The sequence below is a fragment of the Mycobacterium sp. 852002-51057_SCH5723018 genome (assembly GCF_001667035.1).
In the GTDB taxonomy this organism is placed as follows: Bacteria; Actinomycetota; Actinomycetes; order Mycobacteriales; family Mycobacteriaceae; genus Mycobacterium.
Genome location: NZ_LZIR01000065.1, coordinates 1 through 21,418 on the forward strand (window position 1 = coordinate 1; position 21,418 = coordinate 21,418).

Annotated in this window: 17 protein-coding genes and 1 other RNA gene; 8 read left to right on the top strand and 10 right to left on the bottom strand. The window is 65.6% G+C overall.

Annotation, left to right across the window (positions count from 1 at the left end):
- On the top strand, positions 1 to 435 hold a 435-nt coding region (locus A5764_RS29375; protein WP_156664651.1), incomplete at its 5' end, for a DUF732 domain-containing protein.
- Positions 436 to 461: 26 nt separating this feature from the next.
- Here the strand turns inward: A5764_RS29375 and A5764_RS12760 are convergent.
- Positions 462 to 1,928 (bottom strand): phospholipase D-like domain-containing protein, encoded by a 1,467-nt coding sequence (locus A5764_RS12760; protein WP_067113897.1) that lies wholly within the window; start codon positions 1,926 to 1,928, stop codon positions 462 to 464.
- A 183-nt stretch (positions 1,929 to 2,111) separates the two neighbouring features.
- Here A5764_RS12760 and A5764_RS12765 point away from each other — a divergent pair, with 183 nt between their 5' ends.
- Positions 2,112 to 3,491, top strand: a complete 1,380-nt coding sequence (locus A5764_RS12765) for a PE family protein (protein WP_067113898.1) — start codon at positions 2,112 to 2,114, stop codon at positions 3,489 to 3,491.
- Positions 3,492 to 3,564: 73 nt separating this feature from the next.
- The gene (locus tag A5764_RS12770) at positions 3,565 to 5,103 is read left to right on the top strand and encodes an LCP family protein (protein ID WP_082951671.1); all 1,539 of its coding nucleotides are present in this window, start codon (positions 3,565 to 3,567) and stop codon (positions 5,101 to 5,103) included.
- A 13-nt stretch (positions 5,104 to 5,116) separates the two neighbouring features.
- On the opposite strand, the gene A5764_RS12775 is transcribed toward A5764_RS12770, so the two are convergent.
- Positions 5,117 to 6,628, bottom strand: a complete 1,512-nt coding sequence (locus tag A5764_RS12775; RefSeq protein WP_067113872.1) for a serine hydrolase — start codon at positions 6,626 to 6,628, stop codon at positions 5,117 to 5,119.
- Between the two features lie 106 nt (positions 6,629 to 6,734).
- On the opposite strand from A5764_RS12775, the gene A5764_RS12780 reads away from it, so the two are divergent.
- Positions 6,735 to 7,358, top strand: coding sequence for a M15 family metallopeptidase (locus A5764_RS12780; protein WP_082951674.1), 624 nt, complete (start codon positions 6,735 to 6,737; stop codon positions 7,356 to 7,358).
- A gap of 13 nt (positions 7,359 to 7,371) precedes the next feature.
- Here A5764_RS12780 and A5764_RS12785 read toward each other — a convergent pair whose 3' ends face one another.
- Both A5764_RS12785 and glnA read right to left on the bottom strand, forming a co-directional pair.
- The gene (locus tag A5764_RS12785; RefSeq protein ID WP_067113874.1) at positions 7,372 to 9,495 is read right to left on the bottom strand and encodes a hypothetical protein; all 2,124 of its coding nucleotides are present in this window, start codon (positions 9,493 to 9,495) and stop codon (positions 7,372 to 7,374) included.
- Positions 9,496 to 9,588: 93 nt separating this feature from the next.
- Positions 9,589 to 11,025, bottom strand: a complete 1,437-nt coding sequence (gene glnA / locus A5764_RS12790) for a type I glutamate--ammonia ligase (RefSeq protein WP_067113875.1) — start codon at positions 11,023 to 11,025, stop codon at positions 9,589 to 9,591.
- Positions 11,026 to 11,232: 207 nt separating this feature from the next.
- Here glnA and A5764_RS12795 point away from each other — a divergent pair, with 207 nt between their 5' ends.
- The 3 genes from A5764_RS12795 to A5764_RS12805 are packed head-to-tail and all read left to right on the top strand — an operon-like array spanning position 11,233 to position 14,722.
- On the top strand, positions 11,233 to 13,008 hold the full coding sequence (locus A5764_RS12795; RefSeq protein WP_067113876.1) for an NAD-binding protein: 1,776 nt from the start codon (positions 11,233 to 11,235) through the stop codon (positions 13,006 to 13,008).
- 45 nt (positions 13,009 to 13,053) lie between these two features.
- Positions 13,054 to 13,800, top strand: a complete 747-nt coding sequence (locus tag A5764_RS12800; RefSeq protein ID WP_197501360.1) for an N-acetylmuramoyl-L-alanine amidase — start codon at positions 13,054 to 13,056, stop codon at positions 13,798 to 13,800.
- Positions 13,801 to 13,834: 34 nt separating this feature from the next.
- Positions 13,835 to 14,722, top strand: a complete 888-nt coding sequence (locus A5764_RS12805; RefSeq protein ID WP_067113877.1) for a phytanoyl-CoA dioxygenase family protein — start codon at positions 13,835 to 13,837, stop codon at positions 14,720 to 14,722.
- On the opposite strand, the gene A5764_RS12810 is transcribed toward A5764_RS12805, so the two are convergent.
- Positions 14,666 to 16,192, bottom strand: coding sequence for an adenylate/guanylate cyclase domain-containing protein (locus tag A5764_RS12810; RefSeq protein WP_067113878.1), 1,527 nt, complete (start codon positions 16,190 to 16,192; stop codon positions 14,666 to 14,668). The genes A5764_RS12805 and A5764_RS12810 overlap by 57 nt on opposite strands.
- Positions 16,193 to 16,294: 102 nt before the next feature.
- Positions 16,295 to 16,513, bottom strand: a complete 219-nt coding sequence (locus A5764_RS28270; protein WP_067113879.1) for a hypothetical protein — start codon at positions 16,511 to 16,513, stop codon at positions 16,295 to 16,297.
- 575 nt (positions 16,514 to 17,088) lie between these two features.
- On the opposite strand from A5764_RS28270, the gene A5764_RS12820 reads away from it, so the two are divergent.
- Positions 17,089 to 17,649: an ERG2 family protein gene (locus A5764_RS12820; protein ID WP_067113880.1), complete on the top strand. Its 561-nt coding sequence runs from the start codon at positions 17,089 to 17,091 to the stop codon at positions 17,647 to 17,649.
- Between the two features lie 46 nt (positions 17,650 to 17,695).
- Here A5764_RS12820 and A5764_RS12825 read toward each other — a convergent pair whose 3' ends face one another.
- The 4 genes from A5764_RS12825 to ssrA all read right to left on the bottom strand — a co-directional run bounded on the left by A5764_RS12825 (position 17,696) and on the right by ssrA (position 21,284).
- A complete protein-coding gene (locus A5764_RS12825; RefSeq protein WP_067113881.1) occupies positions 17,696 to 18,331 on the bottom strand; it encodes a TetR/AcrR family transcriptional regulator in 636 nt (211 codons plus the stop codon).
- A 328-nt stretch (positions 18,332 to 18,659) separates the two neighbouring features.
- Entirely contained in the window at positions 18,660 to 19,856 is a 1,197-nt protein-coding gene (locus A5764_RS12830; RefSeq protein WP_082951673.1) for a PE domain-containing protein, read from the bottom strand.
- 236 nt (positions 19,857 to 20,092) lie between these two features.
- Positions 20,093 to 20,806, bottom strand: coding sequence for an ABC transporter substrate-binding protein (locus tag A5764_RS12835; protein WP_067113883.1), 714 nt, complete (start codon positions 20,804 to 20,806; stop codon positions 20,093 to 20,095).
- A gap of 110 nt (positions 20,807 to 20,916) precedes the next feature.
- Positions 20,917 to 21,284, bottom strand: a transfer-messenger RNA (tmRNA) gene (ssrA, locus tag A5764_RS12840).
- Between the last annotated feature and the right edge of the window lie 134 nt (positions 21,285 to 21,418).

A 21,418-nucleotide genomic window follows, 5' to 3' on the forward strand; every position in this document is an offset into this window, starting at 1 on the left:
GTCGGGCACCGGTCCGGTCGGGGTGTCGCTGTCCTCGACAGTCATGCGCTGCCTCCCTCGGTCGGCATCTACCTATCGCGGGATAGGACGGCGTCATCGCCGGCACCGCAGACCGTCACGGTCACCAAATCGCCCAAAAATCCGACATCGGCCGACGGAGCGGACGGAGTGTTCCTGTCCTCGTTGGCCAATTACGGGATCGCGGACAACGGCAGCGAGGCCGTGCGTCAGCGTTTCATGGAATTCGGTCACCAGACGTGTTTCTCGCTGCTGTTGCCGCAGCCCCGGCCGCTCGAAACGATGATCAACAACATCTTGACCGCCGAGAACCAGGACCTCGCCGCCGATCCGTGGGCGCCGCACTTCAGCCATGACGACGCGGAGCATCTGGCGCTCGCGGCGATCGGCGCGTTTTGCCCCAACGCGCAGAAATAGCTTGCGGCGCAACAGATCCGCACTGCTCAGCTGCCATAACTCCTGAGCCCCGCAATGAACCGTTGCAGGCTCCGCGTCAGCGACCGTGGCACACGGTCTGGATCCATCAGCTCGTTCTCGGCCAGCGGGCCGGCCTCGTCGGCGACTGTGCGCTCGGTAAATGGGCGGAGCGTCCTGCCGTGCCCTCGCAATTCCTCGATCGCCTTGAGGAAGGACCGGCACCGAATCAGGGTGCTCTCGAACTCACCGACGGACACACCGAGGTGTTCGGCCACCAATTGATGACGCACCGAAGTGATTTGACGGCGGACATCATCGCGTTGGGGGTTGTTCGGGTCCGCCTCGATGGCGACATCGCACTCGCTGTCGAATCCCATCGACCGGTTGTTGAGGTTCGACGAGCCGATCCGCAGCAGCCGATCGTCGGCCACCATTACTTTCGAGTGCACGTAGATCGGCGCGCCGCCACCGGCCGCCGGCCAGTACACGCCCAAGCGATGATGCTCATCGGCCGCCCACAGCACCTGAATGAGCCGATGGCGGGCGCTGTCCATCGTCTCGCGCTCGAGGGCGTTGTTGCCCCGACGAGCAAGGACGATGACGATCTCCGGGCCGTCGGCTTCCCCTAGTCGAGCCGCCAGCGCTTCCACGAGGCGTCGCGCCGCCAGGTATTGATTCTCCAGGTAGATCGTCTCGCGCGCCGCGGCTATGGCGGCAAGGTTGAGCGCCTCTACCTCCCGAACCTCGTCGCGACGATCAAGCTCCGGCAAGGTGCGCGCGATTCCGACGTCGACATTGCGCAGGATCGGTTCCAGTTTGCTGGGCCAGGTGGCGTGCTTGGCGTCAACCGGCTCCAGCGATTGATCCGTCGCGATCCGCCAGCGAGCCAGAGCCTGCTCGCCGAGTGCGCGCGCGGCCGCGCCGTCGACCGCCGCGGCGACCTCGTGTCGCGGCCCATACCTGCGCCCCATGGTGCGGCGGCCGTCGCTCTCGTCCTTGTGCGCGGGGGTGTCCCATCGATCGAGGGTCAGGTCGACGCCACCGCAGAACGCCACCGCGTCGTCAATGACCACGATCTTTTGGTGATGGACGGAACCGGTCGGGTGGGCGCCGTCGGTGGCGAAGTGCATTCGCTTGCTGCTGATCTGGTTGACAACAGCCACCGGCGTGAGCCCGAACCAGATGCCATCGAAGGCCGGCAGCAGGCGCAGGTTGGACTTCAGCGCGTAGACCTCGAGAGCCGGCCGTTTCCACAGCATCCAAAAAAGGAAGGCGCCCAGCTGATTTGGCCCGGGCAAGGTGTTGGCGCCCCGTTCGAACGCCATCCTGGCGTCGAAATCCCAACCGATCAGCATGATCCGGTGCCGGGCGCGCAACATCGCCGCCTTGACGTGCGTGAAGTAATCGGCAGCGTCGATGATGCAGGCAAACCGATCGGCGTGCGCCACGCGCCAGCACGTCTGACCGGGAGTCAGCAGTCGATCGTCGCCCACGTGTTCAACGAAGCCGACGGACCAGCGCAAACATCAGCCCTGTCTATCACATTCGGGCGATGGGTCAGGCGGCGAGGACAGGCTGTCGCGCCGCCTGAAACTTGGGATCGGTAGGCGGGGCGAACAATACGATTTTTGCTATCGGCGATCATCGGGCGGTCGCCGCAGCGTTCGGAGGTCGGGATGTCGTTTGTGTTCGCGGTTCCGGAGTACATGACGGCGGCGGCCTCGGATCTGGCGACGGTCGGTTCGTCGATCATCTCGGCCAACACGGCGGCCGCCGGCCCGACGTCACAGGTCGTCGCCGCGGGTGCCGACGAGGTGTCCAAGGCCGTTGCGACCCTGTTCGGCGCGCAGGCGCGGGCATACCAGTCGCTCGGTGCCCAGGCCGCGACATTTCACCAGCAGTTTGTCCAGCTGCTGAACGCCGGTGCGGGCTCCTACGCCAGTGCCGAGGCAGCCGGTGCGACTCCGCTGCAGAGCGCGCCGGAGGACCTGCTCGGTGCGATCAATGCCCCCTTCGAGGCGCTGCTGGGGCGCCCGCTGATCGGCGACGGCGCCAACGGCACCCCGGGAACCGGCGCCAACGGCCAAAACGGTGGTTTGTTGTGGGGCAACGGCGGCGCGGGCGGGTCCGGCGCGCCGGGCCAGAACGGCGGGAACGGCGGTAGCGGCGGCTTCTTGTTCGGCAACGGAGGCCCGGGCGGGACCGGTGGGGCCATCAACAACGGCTTCGCCGGCTTTGGCGGCAACGGCGGCAACGCCGTCGGGCTTTTCGGCAACGGCGGCGTCGGCGGCACCGGCGGGGCCTGCCCCAACGGCGTCGCCGGCGACGGCGGCTTCGGCGGGAACGGCGGAATCCTGTTCGGCAACGGCGGCACCGGCGGGGCCGGCGGCAACGGCTTCGTGGCCGGCTGGGGCGGAACCGGCGGCGACGGCACCGGCATGCTCTACGGCCTGGGCGGCGCCGGCGGGACCGGCGGGGCCGCCACCAGCAGTGGCGGGGTCGCGGGGATCGGCGGCAACGGCGGCACTGGCAACGTCCTCTTCAACCTCGTCAGCACCGGGGCCGACGGCGGCGCCGGCGGGGCGGCGGTCGGCGCCGCCAACATCGGCGGTCAGGGCGGCCAGGGCGGCGGAGGCAGCGGCCTGCTGTTCGGCTTCGGCGGGGCCGGCGGGCCCGGCGGGACCGCTGTGACCAGCGGCGGCACCGGCGGGGTCGGCGGCTACGGCGGCGACGGCGGCGCCTTCTTCGGCGTCGGCGGCGCGGGCGGCGATGGCGGGGCCGCCCAGAGCGGCGGCCACGGCGGGGTGGGCGGCCTCGGTGGCCTCGGCGGCCTCCTCTTCGGGCTTGGCGGCGCGGGCGGCAACGGCTACGGCGCGGCCGGCTTGGCGTTCGGGGGCAACGGCAGCCAGGGCGGCTACGGAGGCCTGCTCTTCGGCATCGGGGGCGCCGGCGGCAACGGCGGCGTCGGGGTCACCCCGGGCGTCGGCGGCCCCGGTGGCTTCGGCGGGTATTACTTGGGCGGCCTGAACGGACGGAACGGGCTGACACCGGCGTGACTCGGCGGCGCGGTCGCCGCCGGCCCCTGGGCGGACGCCGGTTAGAGGTGCGGCGACCAGGCTATTCTCGGTCATGCGTTCACCGATGCGCGAGGCTCGGCATCGACGGCGCCGCCATCCTTCGGTTGCGGCCGCCGCCAAGGCGCTGGCCGCGTTGGCGTCGGCGGTGGTGGTCGCCGTCACGGGCATTACCTGGATGGGCTACCGCGCCGCGTCGGCCGGCATCACCACATCGGACGCGCTGGCCGATCAATCGCCCCCGACGGGGCCCGACCAAAACATCCTGATCATGGGGCTGGACAGCCGTCGCGACCAGCGGGGTCAGCCCCTGCCACCGGACCTCTACGACACGCTGCATGCCGGCGGTGAAGATTCCGGCGAGGGTGATGCCGACGCACTCATTGTGTTGCACCTGCCCGCCGGCGACGCACCGGCCACCGCCATTTCGATCCCCCGCGACGACTACGTGGATCTTGCCGGATGCTCGACCTCGGATTGCCGCGGCAAGGTCAAGCAGGCCTATAGCTTCGCCTATCAGCGGGTGATGGACGGAGCCTCGGTTAACGGACAAGACGCAGCAACGAAAGAACAGGCGGCCCGCGAGGCGGGCCGCAAGGCGGAGATCGGCACCGTCAGGCGTCTGCTGCAAATTCCGATCGACCACTTCGTTGAGGTCACCCTGGTGGGGTTTTTTCAGATCGCCCGTGTGGTCGAACCGATCACGGTGTGCCTGAACGAGGACACCGCCGACCGCTACTACTCCGGTGCGGACTTTCATCGGGGCACCCAGCAGATCAGCGCGTCCCAGGCGATGGCGTTCGTTCGGCAACGCCGCGACGCCAACGATGCCGTGTTCACCGACCTTGATCGGACCCGCCGTCAGCAGGCCTTCATCGTCTCGGTGGTCAGTGCGCTGCGCCGCAGCGGGGCGTTGTCGAGCCCGAGCCGGCTGCGCGCGCTGCTGGACGTCGCCAGGCAAAACGTCGCCGTGGACGCGGGTTTCGACCTGGAAGACTTGGTGCGCAACGCGTCGGCGTTCCCCAACAGGCCGGTCACGCTCTACACGCTGCCGGTGGCCAGTTTCGGCGAAATCCCAGACGGGGAGTACGTCAATTTCATCGACACATCCGCGATCCGCTCCGTGGTGCACGGCCTGGTGACCGGCGCACAAACGGACGGGGGCGCAGCCGCGACCTCCGACAGCGTCACACTCGACGTGGTCAATGCCTCGGGCCGGCAAGGCGAGGCAGCTGGCCTCGAAACATCCTTAGCGACAGGGCATTTCACGGCCGGGGCGGTCAGCACAGCCGACTCCACCAGCCAGACAAGCACTATCGCCTACGGACCCGGCGCGCAGGCGGCCGCCGCCGAGCTCGGTGATGAATTGGGCATCACTGCCACCGCATCCGACGCCGTCCCCCGCAACACGGTGCGGCTGACCGCCGGGACCGATTCCTCGAGGTTTGACAGCCTCTCTCACGCCTCGACGTCGCCGACCACGACCGCCGCGGCGCCCGTCACCACGGTGCCGGCCACCGGCACCGGCACCCAAGAACCCACCCCCACCAACCTCACGCGCATGACCGCCGAAGACGTTCCCTGCGTGAAATGACCAGGAGTGCTCACTAACTGCCGTACAGACGCAATGCCCGGGCCGCCGCCGTGGCCACCTCGCTTCGCAAGTTCGAGATTGGTGGGCTGCCCCGCAGATGAATCGCGTTCGTGAGCAGAATTACGTAGGTGTCTGAGCCTGGGTCCATCCACAGCGTGGTTCCGGTGAAGCCGGTGTTGCCGAAGCTGCCGACCGGAAAGATCAGGCCCCGCGGCTTGGAGTAGCCCGTATCGATATCCCAACCGAAGCCGAACAGGTTTTGTCCCTTGATCGCCGGATAGTTCGGAGCGTGCTTAGCGATGGCCTCTCGAGCGGCGCGGTTCGCGGCCTCGAGTTGTTGGGGTGTGTGTCCGGGCTGCTGGGGAGTCGTCATCAGCTGGAGGGTCGCTTGCTGCAGCGGAAACTTGCTCGGACGGTCCGCAAGCCGATCGAGGAGGGCCTGGGCATAGATGCCGACGTCGTGCGCCGTGGAGAACACTCCGGCGTTCCCGGCCACTCCCCCCATGCGGCGCGCCGTCGGGTCGTGCACCGTGCCCCGAAGCAGGCGATAGTAATCGGGGTTCTTGCTCGGATCGGCTCTGTTTTCCTCGTCGCGTGCCGTCGGCGCGATGCGGGGCAACAGGCTGGCGCTCCATGCGCCTTCAGGACAGGCCGCCGGCGCCGGTGGCGCGGCAGCCCAACCGATCGCGGCTCCCCAGACCTGGTGTGGGCCACACGCTTTGGCTGGAGGAAGGTAGCGGGTGTCTGCCATGCCGAGCGGCGCAAAAACGCTCTGCTGAACGTAATCGTCTTCCGCCTCGCCCGTGATCTTCTCAACCAGCGCGCCAAGCAGAATGTAGTTGATGTCGGAGTAAAGGAATCCCGGCCCGGGACCCGATTGCAGCGGCGTGGTGAGGGCGCGATGAATGCCTTCGGTTTTGTCGGCTCGGTCCAGCCCCCACGGATCTTGGAGGCTTACGTCGATCCCTTCTCCTGACGTGTTGGTCAGCAACATGCGGACGGTCACCTTCGCGCGCTGCGGGTCGTTCGCGGTGTTGAAGTCGGGCAGATACTTCTGCACGGGATCGTCGAACGCAAGCTTGCCTTGTTCGTATAGCTGCATGACGGCGGTCGCCGTTGCGAGGCACTTCGTCAGCGACGCCAGGTCGAAGATGGTGTCCTCGGTCATCGGCTCTGCGGGTGCGGGCGATCCGTCGAGCCCCGGCTCGCCTGCAAGCTTGCGCGAGCCATAAGCCTGATGGAATACCACCTCGCCGTCGTGCCCTATCGCGACCACCGCTCCTGGCAGCTGCTGTGCCGCGATCGCGTCATCGATCAGCTTGGAGACGGTCGCGAACTCGGGTGCGGGAGGCGAGGATTCGGGTGTGGAAGGCGCAGCCGGGGCCGGCGGTGCGGGCGGTGCGGGCGGTGCCTGCGCGCCGTCGCGTGGTGCCGGGTGCGCCGCGCACCCGGGTGAGGAAGCCGCAGCGAGGGCAAGGATGACGATGAGAACGGTCCAGCGGATCAACTTGCCGACTACGGGCATAGCGCAAGCGTAGGTTGACGGCTTGGCTGTCCTAAAGTTGATCCCCGATGGTTGGGCGGTCCAATTGAGGTCCCGCAGGCGGCGGGCCGCCGCGCTGGTCGGCCTGATGGCGGCCGGCGTCGTTGTGGTGCAGTTCGGCGCCGCGCCGTCGGCGGCCGACCCCCCGGCGCCCGCCGGTGCGACCGTTCGGCCGGTCTCTCGTGAGGAGCTCGGCGCAAGCTGGCGGCCGGGCTGTCCGGTCGAACCCGCGCAGCTGCGGCGCGTCGTCGTCGACCACATCGGTTTCGACAGCCAGACCCACCGCGGCGAGTTGATCGTGCACGAAGACCTGGCGCCGGAGGTCATCGCGATCTTCGATCAGCTTTACCGACTGCGCTTTCCGATCGAGAAGATCCGCACGGTCGACCACTATCCGGCCGCTGATGACGAGCTGTCGATGGAAGACAACAACACATCGGCGTTCAACTGCCGGCGCATCCCGGGAAGCGATCACTGGTCGCAACACGCCTACGGTCGAGCGATCGACCTCAATCCCCTTGTTAACCCGTGCATCTACGCCGGCGGCGCATTACAACCGCAGAACGCGGCGGCTTATCAGGATCGCAGTCGCACCGACCCGGGACTCCTACACGGTGGCGACCCGGCCGCACACGTTTTCACCGACCGCGGCTGGCGGTGGGGTGGCTACTGGACGAATCCCCTCGACTACCAGCACTTCGAGCGGCCCTGAGCTCGACGCCCGCTCAGTCGAGAGCCGGGCATTGCGGAAGCCGGTGCAGCGCGTCGGGATCACTCTGCACCCGCAGGCGGCGTCGTCCGTCCCCGTCGGCGGCAACACCGAAGGGCAGCTCGGCGGCGCCGGCGCTCCCCGGGTCCACGAGTAGCTGCAGTTCGTCGGAATCGACGAACAACACCGCGTCATCATGGGAGAGCTTCCAGGGATGCCCATCGCCGGGCCAGCGGCCACCGACGAGCCGGATGCCGTTGCGATCGCCGTCGTCGCCTTCGGCCGCCTCGGCCATGACGCAACTGACCCACAGTTTCGCCGGCACCGGACGGAAGTACACCGCGAGGCGCTGACGGTTGAGGTCGAGGTCAACCGGCATTCCGATCGGCGGAAGCGAGGTGCCCTCGGGATGGTCGTTCAGCGATTTTTTGACCTGGCGTGACCCGATGCCGGTGCCGAACCAGTCGATGGTCAACACCGTGGTGAGGTACTGCGCGATCGCCAGGGTCAACAGGCCGCCCGCGCCGGCGGCCCCCACGCCGGCGGCCCCCGCGACCCAGGTCACCGGCAGCGCAAGCAGGCCGACCACCGCCGCCGCGCCCGCCGCCGTGGCGACTTTGCCGGGTGCGGTCAGGCTGAAATCGGCATTGACGTCCGGATCAGAGTTCTGCGCCGGTCGCACTCCCACGGTTCGCGGTAGCCGATCGAATCGCTCGCGGACTTCCTTGACCGTTGCCTCGTACTCCTCATGGCTGAGCTGACCGGCGCGCTTCTGGTGGCCGGCCATGCTGAGCGTCTCCTGGAGAAGCTCGATGGTATCCACGTCGGCCCGTTGCCACTCCTTGCCCTTCGGGTCGCGCGGTATGTCGTCGAGGCCCATTTCGTAGGTCACCTTGAAGGTCGCCTCGAAGTCGTAGAGCTTGGTTTCGGCGCTCACGCTGCCGTCGACGACCAGCCGGCCGTCCTGGGTCCGCGGCACGATGTCGGCGTCGAGGGCGTCCAGGCTGCGATCCTGGCCGCCGATGTTGATGGTCTTCGGACCCACCAGCAGGCACGGCGCATCGGCGTCGAAGTCGCCCTCTTCGAGACCGAAGCTATTCATCACGGTGTCGCGGACCTGCCGCAGGATGCTCCATCCCGTGACCGCCAACGCGGTCTTCTCGTGCGGGTTTTCGGCGAGGACCGACGCGGGCAGCTCCTCACCGGGCGGTAGCGCGCGCAGCGTCTGCAGCTGCACCACCATGGATTCGTGGGTCTCGTCACCGACTTCGAAGCGTTGCACGATGGCGTCGAGCGCCTTGAAGGTGCTGTCGTCTTGCGCCTCGGGGTCGACGTCCTCCGGCGACGGCAGGAGTGGCTGAATCCCGTTGTCGCCCATGGCTTCAAGTTGTGGCCGGACCGCGTCGGCGATCTGGGCGGCAAGGGAGTCGAGCACCCTGGTTCTCGCCTCGTCGTCGGAGAGGCTGGGGTGCTGCAGCTTTTCCAGGTTCACCATCAGCTCCCCGGCAATGCTGTGGGTGATCCAGTACGCCTCGGCGTAGTCGAGTTCCCAGCTGATCCGCGGATCCTGTCCGGCAAACACCGTGAGCCCGCCGGCACGGCGTTCGATGTGCGGACCGAACAGCCACCCGGCGTAGCGGTCGGCCAGCGGCGTGGCCACCAGCACGGGGGCTTCCTGTGCCGTGAAGTTCAGGGCGATCGTCTGCTTGCCCGGCTCTATTTGGTGTGGCTCGAGCTGGTCGTGAATCGTCAGCCGCCCGAACAACGGGATCTCGTTGTACGGGATCTCGCGCGACTCTCCGGCGCGTGGACCGTCGGGGATCGTGATCGTGGCCGGCGGCAACGACACCAGCGGAATGCAGGTCACCGAGTCGATGACGATTTTCGAATTGAAGATCACCAGGTCGATCGCGAAATGTCGCAGTGGATCGGACAGTTCGCCGTCGGCTTCCTCCTGCCACGGCCGCTGATGCGAATCGAGGATGAACCAGACGCGATCCAGCGTGAGGTCGAGGGTCGCCGTCGCGGAGTAGCCGGTGCCGTCGACCGACTGTGTGTACTTGTCGCCGCTGAACATCTCGGCCGTCTGATCCTGGACGCGGTCGCGATGAATTTCGATGATCGTGTCGGGGCGATGCATGTCGGATGCTGTACCCAAAAAGGCGTGTTTCGAGTCAAGAACGAATTTCAGGGTGCAGAGCGAAGACCTGGTCGGGCGCTGACTTGTCCTGGCTTATACGTCGTAGTACAGCGCAAACTCGTACGGCGTCGGCCGCAGGTTGACCGGCGCGATCTCGTAATCGCGCTTGTAGTTGATCCACGTCTCGATTAGGTCGGGCGTGAACACGCCTCCCTGGGTGAGGTATTCGCTGTCGTCCTCCAGACGGTCGATTACCGCCGACAGCTGAGTGGGAGCCTGCGGGATTTCCGCCGCCTCCTCTGGCGGCAGCTCGTAGAGATCTTTGTCGACCGGCGGAGGCGGCTCGATCTTGTGCTTGATGCCGTCCAGCCCCGCCATCAGCTGGGCGGCGAACGAAAGGTACGGGTTGCCCGACGAGTCGGGGCAACGGAACTCCAGCCGCTTGGCCTTCGGGTTGTTTCCGGTGATCGGGATACGCACGCACGCCGAGCGGTTGCGCTGGCTGTAGACCAGGTTGATGGGGGCCTCATAGCCGGGAACCAGGCGTTTGTAGGAATTGATCGTCGGGTTGGTGAAGGCCAGTAACGACGGCGCGTGGTACAGCAAACCGCCGATGTAGTGGCGGGCGGTGTCGGACAGGCCGGCATACCCGGTCTCGTCATACATCAGCGGGACGCCGTCCTTCCACAGGGATTGGTGGCAGTGCATCCCCGATCCGTTGTCGCCGAACAGCGGCTTCGGCATGAAGGTCACGGTCTTGCCTGCCTGCCATGCGGTTTGCTTGACGATGTATTTGTACATCTGGTGGTCGTCGGCCGCGTGCAGCAATGTGTTGAATTTGTAGTTGATCTCGGCCTGGCCGCCGCTGCCCACTTCGTGGTGGCCCTTCTCCAAAGAGAAGCCGGCATTGGTCAGGTGGGTGAGGATCTCATCGCGCAGGTCGACGTAATGGTCGGTGGGGGCCACCGGAAAGTACCCGCCCTTGTGGCGGACCTTGTAACCGAGATTGGGGCCGCCGTCGGACTCGGTCTCCGCTCCGGTGTTCCACCACCCGGAGGTCGCATCCACCTTGTAGAACGAGCCGTTGGTGCTCGAGTCGAAGCTCACCGAGTCGAAGATGTAGAACTCGGCTTCCGGGCCGAAGTAGGCGGTGTCCGCAATGCCCGAGCTGATCAGGTAGTTCTCCGCCTTGCGGGCGACGTTTCGCGGATCGCGCGAGTACACCTCGAGGGTGAACGGGTCGTGCACGAAGAAGTTCACATTCAGCGTCTTGCGGGCACGGAACGGGTCGATGGTCGCGGTTTCCGGATCGGGTAGCAGCAGCATGTCGGACTCGTGGATCGATTGGAAACCGCGAATCGAGGAGCCGTCGAAGGCCAAGCCTTCCTCGAGCACGTTCTCGTCGAATGCGTAAATCGGAATTGTGAAGTGCTGCATAGTGCCTGGCAGGTCACAGAATCGGACGTCGACATATTCGATGTTCTCATCCTTGGCAAGTTTGAAGACATCGTCGGGCGTCGTTTCGGGCACAGAACGCTCCTTTACTTGATGGCATGCATCAGTGTGCGAGGGGTGTCGTTACGCCTCGACTATTTCGCCTGCGTGACGAGCGCAAGTCGAACCTATTGCGCCCCAATAAGACCCCGCTCCTCCGGTGGCAGTATCCGGCGTCGTGGCCGATAGTCAAATAAACCATATGGACGCCAAGAAGCGAACGAACCGACCGGATTTCGAAAAATGGCCCAGATCTTTCAGTTTCATCGCGAAATTATCGTCTGCGGTGACGACCCGCTGTCGAAGACGATCGCCGAGGAGCTACGGGGAGCCGGCGCGCGGATCATCAAGATCAACACCGCCGCCGACCTCCTTGGCGCCGGGGTGCATCGCGCGCGTGCCGTCGTCTGCGCCGGACCCAACGACGCGGTGAATCTCGAAATCGCATTGCTGGCAAGGGAATTCAGTCAGAATATCCGCGTCGTGGCACGTCTGGCCAATGACGTGCTGCGCGGGGCCGTGGCCGCCGTCAACGGCCCCGGCGCCATCTTGGACGTCGCCGACCTCGCAACGCCATCCATCGTCGAGGCGGTTCTGTCGCGTGACACGCACCAGTTCGAGACGGCCGGTATCGAATTCGTGGTGTGGGGATCCGAGGCGCCGTCTAACGCGACTCTGCGCGAGATCTACGCCGACCTGGCACCGGTGGCCGTCGTCCACGGCAAGAACTCACCCGCCCCCGGTGAGGTGGTGCCGTGCCCGGGACGGGATCAACAGGTCTACGCCGGCGACCGGGCCTCGATGATCGGTGTCAAAGACGAACTGGAAGCCCGCGGGATCGCCGTGCCTGCCCCGACCGCGACGCGCTCTCGTCACTCACGGGCACGACGCGCAATCGACGCCGCGCGCGCCATGCGCGACGACGTGAACCCGATGCTTTTTCCCTCGTTGGCATTCGCGCTGTTCCTCACGCTCGGCTCGACGGCTGTGGTGCGCTTCGCCTATCAGAACCCGCGGATGTCGTGGCTCGACGCCCTGTACTTCGCCTCGGAGACGATCACGACCGTGGGCTATGGCGATTTCAGCTTCGCCCAACAATCCACCTCGCTGCGACTGTTCGCCGTCGGGTTGATGTTCGGCGGCGCGACCGTCACCGCCATCCTCGTCGCGTTCCTCGCGGACCTGCTGCTCTCGCGCCGATTCGTCCAAACGGCCGGCCTCCTACGGGCACGCCATATGCGCGACCACGTCGTGGTCGTCGGCCTCGGTTCAATCGGCGTCCGCGTCGTCAGTGACTTGACCTCGGCCGGATACGACGTCCTCGTCATCGAGCCGGACGAGAACAACCGCTACCTGCCCACCGTGTCCGAACTCGATGTGCCGGTGATTTTCGGAGATCCAACGATGCGTAAGACGCTGGAATCGGCGCGCGTCGATCGCGCCCGCGGCGTGGCGGTAGTGACCGGGGACGACATGGAGAACATCGAGACGGGGATCGTCCTGCTTGAGATCTTGGGATCCGACACCAAAGTGCCGATTGTCATGCGCGTTCAAGGCCGCGCGCTGGGCACCGCGGTGAACCGCCGGTTCGGTTTCGAAAACGTGCGGTCGATCGTCGACCTGGCCGCGCCGTGGTTCATCGGCGCCGCGATGGGCCTGCAGGTGCTGGGAACGTTTTGGGTCGGGCAGCGCTCCTTCATGATCGGCGAAATGCTCGTTGCGGCGGGCAGCGAGCTCGATGGGCTGCGAATGGTGGATCTGTCTACCCAAACGCGCGTCATCGCGATCACCCGACCGGAAGGGCCGATCAGGCTGCGCCCCCGCCGCGATGCCCGACTGAAGGCCGGCGACACCGTCTACCTCGTCGGCCCTTACCGCGAGTTGATCGCGACGCTGCGCAAGGGCCAGCCCCCACCGCTGACCGCGGTCAACGGTGAACGCACGGCCACGCTCGCGGCGGCGCGTTCGCGCGGGCCAGATGTGCGCCCGCCCAGATGGGCGCCGGACACCGACGCTTGACGAAGACGTCCCGCGGGCCGGGGCCACGTCCGTATCGTGAGGGCCATGGATGCGGCCGACCCCCGTGGTGAAGCGCCGGATTCCGTCGGCCGCCGCCGGCTGCTCAGGCTGGCCGGCAGCGTCGGCCTGGCCGCGGTGGCCTGCGCCTGCTCGAGCGCGACGCGAACGGACTCTGTCTCGGTGTCCGCCCGCCTGACCGCTGCCACGTCGGCCCAGTTGCTGTGCCGGGATGCCTGGGGCGCGCAGCCGCCCCGCGCCGGCGGCAAGCCGCACACCATCACCCGCATGACCCTGCACCACGAGGCCGTGGTCCTCGGCGACAACCGCAATGCCCCAGGCCACCTCCGAGGGGACCAGCGATACCACCAAGACCAGCTGGGATGGGTCGACATCGCGTATCACGTGGGCGTCGACCGCAATGGCAACATCTATGAACTGCGGAGCACCGAAATTGCGGGCGACACCGCGACCGACTACAACACGACGGGCCATTTCCTAGTCCTCTGCGAAGGGGATTTCGATCAAGAGGCCGTGTCCGAGGCGCAGCTGCACGGGGCGGCTGTCGCGTTCGCTTGGGCCGTGCAGAATTTCCGCATCGCGACCGACACCTTGGCGGGCCACCGGGACCTGGCGCAGACTTCTTGCCCGGGTGCGAACCTGTACGCCCACCTCTCCTCGGGTGACCTCAAGCGGCGCATCGACTATCAGCTGGCCGCCGGCAGAGTGGACCTCCAGCGCTTCTGCGGGCCCGACGCGGCCGCCAGGGTCGCGGCCATCGAGGCGGGCACCTGACCACACAATTTCGGTCGAGCTAAGGACGAGTGCAATGGATACCGAGGACGAGTCCGTCACAACGCTGGAAGACCTCAGGGACGACCTGGCCCAGCGGTACAAGCGCACACCAACCGGCGGAAGCTCGGTCGAGAGCGCCGTCGTCGAGAGTGACTTGGCGTCCCTGGACCGCGACGGCTACGTCATCTGGGAGAACCTGCTCAGCGTCCAGCAATGCCGGCAAATCCGCGAGGCCGTGCGGCCTTGGCTCGAGCACACCGGGCGCAACTCCTTCGAGGGCCGGCGCACCCAGCGCATCTACAGCGTGCTGAGCAGGACGCGCGTGTGCGATCGGCTTGCAGATCATCCACGGGTACTGGCGGTGCTCGATCGATTGCTGATGCCCAACTACCTGCTGTCGGCATTGCAGGCCATCAACATTCGGCCGGAAGAGACCGCGCAGCTGCCTCACCATGACGACGGCTTCTACCCGATTCCGCGTCCCCGGGCACCGTTGGCTGCGGCGACGATCTGGGCGATCGACGACTTCACCGCGGACAACGGCGCCACGGTGGTTTATCCGGGCAGTCACCGCTGGGGCAAGCGCCGGCCCGGACCCGACGACCCGGCGCTCCCCATCGTTATGCCCGCCGGCTCGTGCGTCTTCTTCGTGGGCACCCTTTGGCATGGCGGCGGCGCCAACAGCACCGCCCGCGAGCGCCTCGCCGTCACCGCCCAGTACTGCCAACCGTGGCTGCGACCGATGGAAGCCTTCACCTTGTCGATATCGCGCGACATCGCTCGAACGGTTTCCCATGACCTTCGCCGCATGCTCGGCTACAGCATCCACCCACCGTTCGTCGGCGCGGTCGACGGCCTGCACCCGCTAAGGCTGTTGGATACGGATCCCGGCGTCGAGGGCGAAGACCCCGACGGGCGCTGACTTCCCCTTCAGGGCGTGGGATCCCCGGTCGAGGAGTTCGGGCGGTCGGGAAGTTAGTGCGTCGACGGCCTGTTGGGTGAGCAAGATCGTGTCACCCGTCGTCTTGGTGAGCTGCTCGACGCGGGCCGCCACGTTGACGGTGTCCCCGATCAGCGTGAACTCGAGCTTGCCGCCGCCACCGATGGTGCCGGCGATCACCTCACCGGTGTTGATCCCGATGCCGATCCGAAGCGTCCCGCCAAAGCGCTCGGCGACCAGGCACTGAATCCTGGTGGCGACCGACATCGCGGCGTCCGCGTGATGCGCAAGGTCGTTCGGTGCGCCGAAGACGGCCAGTGCCCCGTCGCCGAGGAACTTATTGACATGCCCACCGGCGTCGACCACGGCCGGCACCACGATCTCGAACAGGGCGTTGAGCCGCGCGACCGTGTCCTCGGCGGTATTCGCCTCGGCGAACGGGGTGAAGTCACGGACATCGACGAACATCACGGTCACATGGCGGCGCTCCCCGATGAACACGTCGTCGCCCTGCTCGAGTAGCCGCGCCGCCAGGGCCGGGTCGACGTAGGTCCCGAACGCGCCCTGAAGTCGTTGTCGCTCAGCCAAACCCGCCTGCATCCGGTTGAACGATGCGACCAGTACACCGAGGTCGTCGTCCTGGACAACCGGCAGGCGTTGGGTGTAGTCGCCGGCCGCAACGCGTTCGGCTCCTTCGGCGAGATCTCGAATGGGCCGCAGAGACGATGAGAACCCAATACCGACGGATATCGGTACCGCGAATCCAAGCGTCAACGTGAATCCCAGGACGAGCGAGAGGAGAGGTAATTCACGGACCGTATCCAGCGCGGACGCTAACAGGGCGCCACCGACGGCGAACCCGAATGCGACGGCAACCATGGAGACGTTCGAGCGCGTGGCAAAAGTCGGACGGGACCGCGGCAGTGAATCACCGATCCCGGTGTCAGCGGCTAGCGCGATTCTGGGAGGGCGCATCGTTCCTTCCACGATGCTGCGGTATGCGACGAGTTGGACCGCAGTTCCGAGGAAGGCGCCGAGGATCCCGTATTGGACGAGCCGCGACGACGGCGCTCCGGCCACAGTGCCGACGACAACCGCCAACGCGGCGGCCCATACGCCGGTGCCCCACACCGTTTGAGGGATCGCCCTGCGCGCGTAGGAATACGTGCCCTCCAGGGCCGTCGCTCGATCGACTTCCTGCCCCGCCGCCCACCGCTCCGCAGGTCGAACCAGCCGGCTATGCGGAAAAGCCATGATGCATATGAGGAGCGGCACTGCGACAACAGTTATCACCGCCGCCTCGACGTAGCGGCCGGACTTCTCGAAAGCGACGATCGGCAACGATATGAAGGTGGAGTAGATCGGCAGTGAAACAAGAAAAGCGATCACGCACAGCGCCCACGTATATCTCGTTCCGTACCGATCCCACGTCCACTGCCAGATGCGGTCCATGCCGGGAGATTAGTTGTCCGCACCCGCGATGAGCGGAAAAGGGCCGCATCTCTGCGGTCCTTTGGGCACCTGCGCCTTAGCCGGCACCGTCACAGCGCTCGATCACCACCTCATGCAGGACGTCGTCACCGTGCATTGCCCGGAGCCGCCGGGCTCGTGAGACTCGTCGAGGTCACAGGACTCGTTGGGCTCGCGGAACGCGTAGGCCGCACAGAGCTCGTAGGACCTGTCGAGCTTGTAGGACCTGTCGAGCTTGTAGGACCTGTCGGGCTCGTCGGACTCGCGGGAGTGGTACTCGCAAGGCCTGGGCCTTCGCCGCACCAGTCCGCCACATCTTTCGGGTACTGCTCGAGCGGCGGAGGACAACGCTGCCCCGGCGGGAAATTGGCGCCGGCGTTGAGCAGATCGCAGGGCACGTAGACCTGCTTGCCCTTGGGAGTGTTGGTCAGACACTTCGTCGGCGGCTCGCTATGGGCCTCCACGGGAATGATGGCCGCCGCCACCACCGCGCCGAGCGCCCAAGCAAGACGGCGATAGGTCATGAGAGCTCCTAGTTCTAGCTGCGAAAGTTCATCACTCGAGTTCACTGGCCGCAATTCCAAGCAATACTAAATACTGCATTCGCGACAAGAGCGCTCATCTGATACACGTTCTCGTGATGCGGTGTCGGGCGTGCACAACGTGACATCGCCGTCACGTGACGATCAAAGCCGCTCACCCAGGCCGAATCCAACCGTCGGTCTCTTGACGTAGTTGCGGCGCGTGGGTCCCCGTGACGATTCTGGGGAGCTTTGGCGTGCGCCGCATCGGCGCCGTGTTGGCCGTCGTCCCGCCACCAGCCGGGGGTAATCATACGCATTGGACAGCAAACGTATGATAGGGTAGCGTCGTTCGTTATGGGAGCAATATTCGATTCCGAGCACTTGCACTCGATCGCCAAGAACGCTGTCGGTCTGGACAGCAAGGATGCGGCTTTTGCGCGGATCATCTCCGAGCTGAAACGCGAGTATCCGGGTCATATCCGCGACGACATCCCCTGGGTGTTCAACAACGCCGGCGGCGCGATGGGGCAGATGAAGCTCCTGCACGCCTCGCTGTCGGAATACCTCATCTTTTTCGGCACCCCGATCGGCACCGAAGGCCACTCGGGCCGCTACGCCAGTGAGGTGTGGGACTTCATCATCGACGGCGAGGTGTGGTGCTACGAGGAGGGCGAATTCGAGCGCAGCGTCTACCAACCCGGCGACGTAACCTATCTGGCCGGCGGCCGGGCCAAGGGCTACGCCGTGCCCGACGCGGCGTTCATGCTGGAATACGCGCGCGGGCCGATACCCGGCATGATGCCGTTTGGCATCGCCGATGCCGTCTTCAGCACCCTCGACCCGCAGACGATCGGCAAGACCGCCTGGTACTACACCCGGCTTGTGGTCGGCGAGCTCCTCAAGGGCAAGATCTGACGCCGCAAAACCCGAATTCACTACTGGGTCAACGCGCCGCTAGCAGCTACTGTCCGCCGGCAGCAGCAACGGTGGCGTCGCGTGGCTGTGCCAAGATCGCGCCTCCCAGCCACCGTTTGATAAAGCGCCGCAGGTCATCTCGGCTGCGGCGGGGGTCGTTGGGCGCGACGAAGAACGACAGCATTGTGCGTAGGGTGAACTCCACCAGTTCGCGAAGCGCCGCCTGGTCGTAGCCGTGGTGCTCCCAGTCGACGTCGAAGCGGGTGATCATCCGCATCCCGAACGCCTGCGCTTCATCGGAGGCCAGGCTTGGGGTGTGCGCGTTGCGGTACGGTTCGGACAGCAGAATCCCCAGATGGGGCGTGCGCCTTACTTGTTCGAGCGCATATAACACGGCTTCCGTTATCGCTTCGGCCGGATCGGTGATGCCGCTGACCGCCTCGGCGAGCCGGTCGAGAAAGCCGTCGACGGAGGCCACCGCCGCTGCCTGCATCAAAGCCTCAGCGCTGGGAAAGTACCGATACACCGTCTGTCTGATGACGCCGAGCGACTCGGCAACCTCAGCGATGCTGACATCGGAACCACTTTCGGCGATCAGCGTGACCGCGGTGGCCACGATGCGCCGCGAGGCTTCTTCGTCGGTTGCCGGCGGGTGCCCGTCCCAGCCCCGTCTACGCGCCACGATTGACCTCCCCAAGCAACAACACTCCCGCAGGATATCGGCTGCGTAGAGACCGCCTACGGAACTGCAGCCGACGTTTGACCAGAGCCGCCATGACCATAGTCATACATCCGATACCATAGATGTATGATGACTGGCGCGGTGGCGTTGCGAAACAGCGCTACCGAGCAGTGGGCAGCATCCGATAACGGAGAGCCGTCGAGACCTCGTCGGCAGGTCAGCTATTCCACGCCGTCAGGAGCCTCCCCGGACCGCAGAGTCGGCGCGTAAACCATTCGTCCCCATGGACTGGAAGTCGTGTGCGTGGTCGGCCTTGCGTGACTCGCAGTCAGTGCACGATGCCGAGTTCCTGGTCGATCTGCGGCCAGTACAGGGGGCCGATAGGCGTAAGCAGAACCCAGTCGTGAATTCCGCCATATGCGAATGCGAAACCCATCGGGGCCCCTTGGGCTATGGCTGCTTGCTGGAGGGCGAACGCCGATATTTCGAGTGGATCCAGCGAGCCCGAGTAGACATATGTCGGCGGAAGTCCACTGAGCGACCCATACAGAGGACTCACCTCTGGGCTGGTCAGCGAAAGATTGCCCGCCCACACTTTGCCAATCTGCCCCCCGGTCGACGCCAGGTCTAGCCACGGAGACACCAACACCATGGACTCCGGTACCGGGCCGAGCGGGTTCGTCTGCACCATGTATTGGACGGCCGCTAGTGCGAGGTTGCCGCCTGCGGAGTCGCCCATCACGCTGACGTGCGGGGCCCCGTGCTGAGCGATTTGCGAGGAGATGAGACCGGCCATTTGGGGTACAACCGTGCCGGCGGTACCTCCCTGCTGCACCAACGGGTAAATCGGCACTTCGAAGGTCGCGCCGGTCTGGTAGGCCGTCACCGTGTACTCCAGCCAATGAAAGATCGAAGGCGGAAAGAGAAACGCGCCACCGTGAATGGCAACCACGTAATCGCCGGTTGGGTGCGCCGGCGTGATCTGCACGACGCTCATCCCGTCATATGTGGTGTGCTGGACCGTCTCTCCGAGCAGCAATGGCAACAACCGCGGCGGGCTGTTGCTGATGCCTATCCCGAGTAGCGGATTGTCTCCGGTAAACAGCGCTAAGAGCGGAGAACCCGGCTCTGAAAAGAGAAAATTGAGTTCGTTGCTGACCCCGGCGGCCAGCGTCGTGGGAACCTGCTGAACTTCGTGTTCGACACCGAGCAACGACTGCTCAAGGGTCGCCAAAGGCGAAGCGTTCGCCGCCTCGGCGGCGGCATACGCACCGGTCGCACCGGTCAAGGCCCGCACAAACCGCTCATTAAAAGCCGCTGCCTGCGAGCTAAGAGCTTGATAGCCCCGGCCGTGGGCGGAAAACAACGCCGCGATCGCCACGGACACTTCGTCCTGGGCCGCGGCTAATACCCCGGTGGTGGCAGCCGCCGCGCCCTGGTTTGCCGTCGCGACCGCAGAACCGATCGAAGCCACGTTCGTGGCCGCGGCGGACATCATCTCTGGCAACGCAAGAACATACGACACCGCGTCGCTCCCATACCGATCGCCGAATAGCCAGAGCTTATGCCCGCGCCCCCGAGGTCACCTAGACGTCTGCAAGAACTACTTAAGTGGACAAGAACTACTTAAGTTCAGATGTGACATGCGCATAAGCACGTCGCGCAAGGCACCGGGGCTGTCAACCGTCGGATTCGGAGCTACTCGAGCCCAAGACTCGAAAGCCACCGCTGCCGACCTTCCGGGTACGGGCGTAGAGCGGCTCATAGCGCTCGCCCGGGCCTCTGATCGGTGTTGGGGTTGCCCAGCCATTTACGCCGGATCCGCTGCAAGGTGCCGTCGTCCTCCAATTGCGCCTGCGCCGCCGTCATCCCCCTCAGCAGCTGTTGGTCAGCCAGTGGCACGGCGATCGCGATCTTCTCGATGGACAGGCCCCGCTGTATCACCTCGACACCCGGCAGGGGCTTGACGAGTTCAGTCAGCACCGGTGCCAACTTCATGAACGCGTCACAGCCCCCGGTGGTCAAGTCACTCAGTGCGGCCCGGATACTGCCGTAGTCGTATATCCGCACCCGAGCGGCTTTGCGGTCGGCGACGAGTTGCTCGGCGATCGGCTGGCTGGTGTTGCCTTCCTGCACGCCTATGGTCAAGCCGGCGAGGTCGTCGATTGATCTGACGTGTGGCAGCCGGCTGGTGTCGACGGCCAGTGACTGCCCCGAGATCAGGTAAGGCGCCAGAAATGCCGCTTTCTTCTCGCGGTCCGGGGTCACCGTGGTTCCGGCAACGACACAGTCATAGTCGCCGTCGTTGAGGCCGTCGAAGATGCCGTTGAAATCGGGGCCGTCGTAGGCGATGAATTCGACGCTCATGGCGAGTGCCGTCGCGATCTCATTCATCAGGTCCATGTCCAGCCCACCATCGGGCATGCCGTTGAAGGGTGGATCAGGAAACGCCGCACCGACCCTCAACGTGTCCATGAATCGAACGTAAGTGGCGGCGACTCCGGAGGCTACCCGCTCTAGGATGCCCGGCGGGTGTTGACCGGAGAGAAAACAGGCCAGGGCTTGTAGCCCTGACCTGCTGTTTTCGGTGGAGCTGCCGGGAATCGAACCCGGGTCCTACGGCATTCCCTCAAGGCTTCTCCGTGCGCAGTTCGCTATGCCTCTGCTCGGATCTCCTGGTCACGCGAACTAGCCAGGATGACGATCCCAGTCGCTGTTGGTGTCCCGATGAGTCCCGCGACCGAACTCATCGGTTGATCCCTCTAGCTGATGCCAGGGTCCGGGCCGAGGGAGCTCCCGGTCTGACAGACACGCAGTCGCTTAGGCAGCGAGTGCGTAGTCGCGCTGATGTGAATCGGCGCTTATATGGTTGCAACGACGCTTACGGTGGTCTGTTGCCTGCACCGGCACGCTTCCCTTGATTCGATGCGCGAAGTCGAAACCGTTCAGCCCCTCGCATCCCCGCCGATTTTCGGCGGGACAATCCATGATACGCCCGGATCAACAAGCGGCAACGCAATTAACTTCCGGGCCGGCCGTCCCGCTACAGCCGAGTACCCCCCGGTCTTGCGACTGCAGGGGGTACTC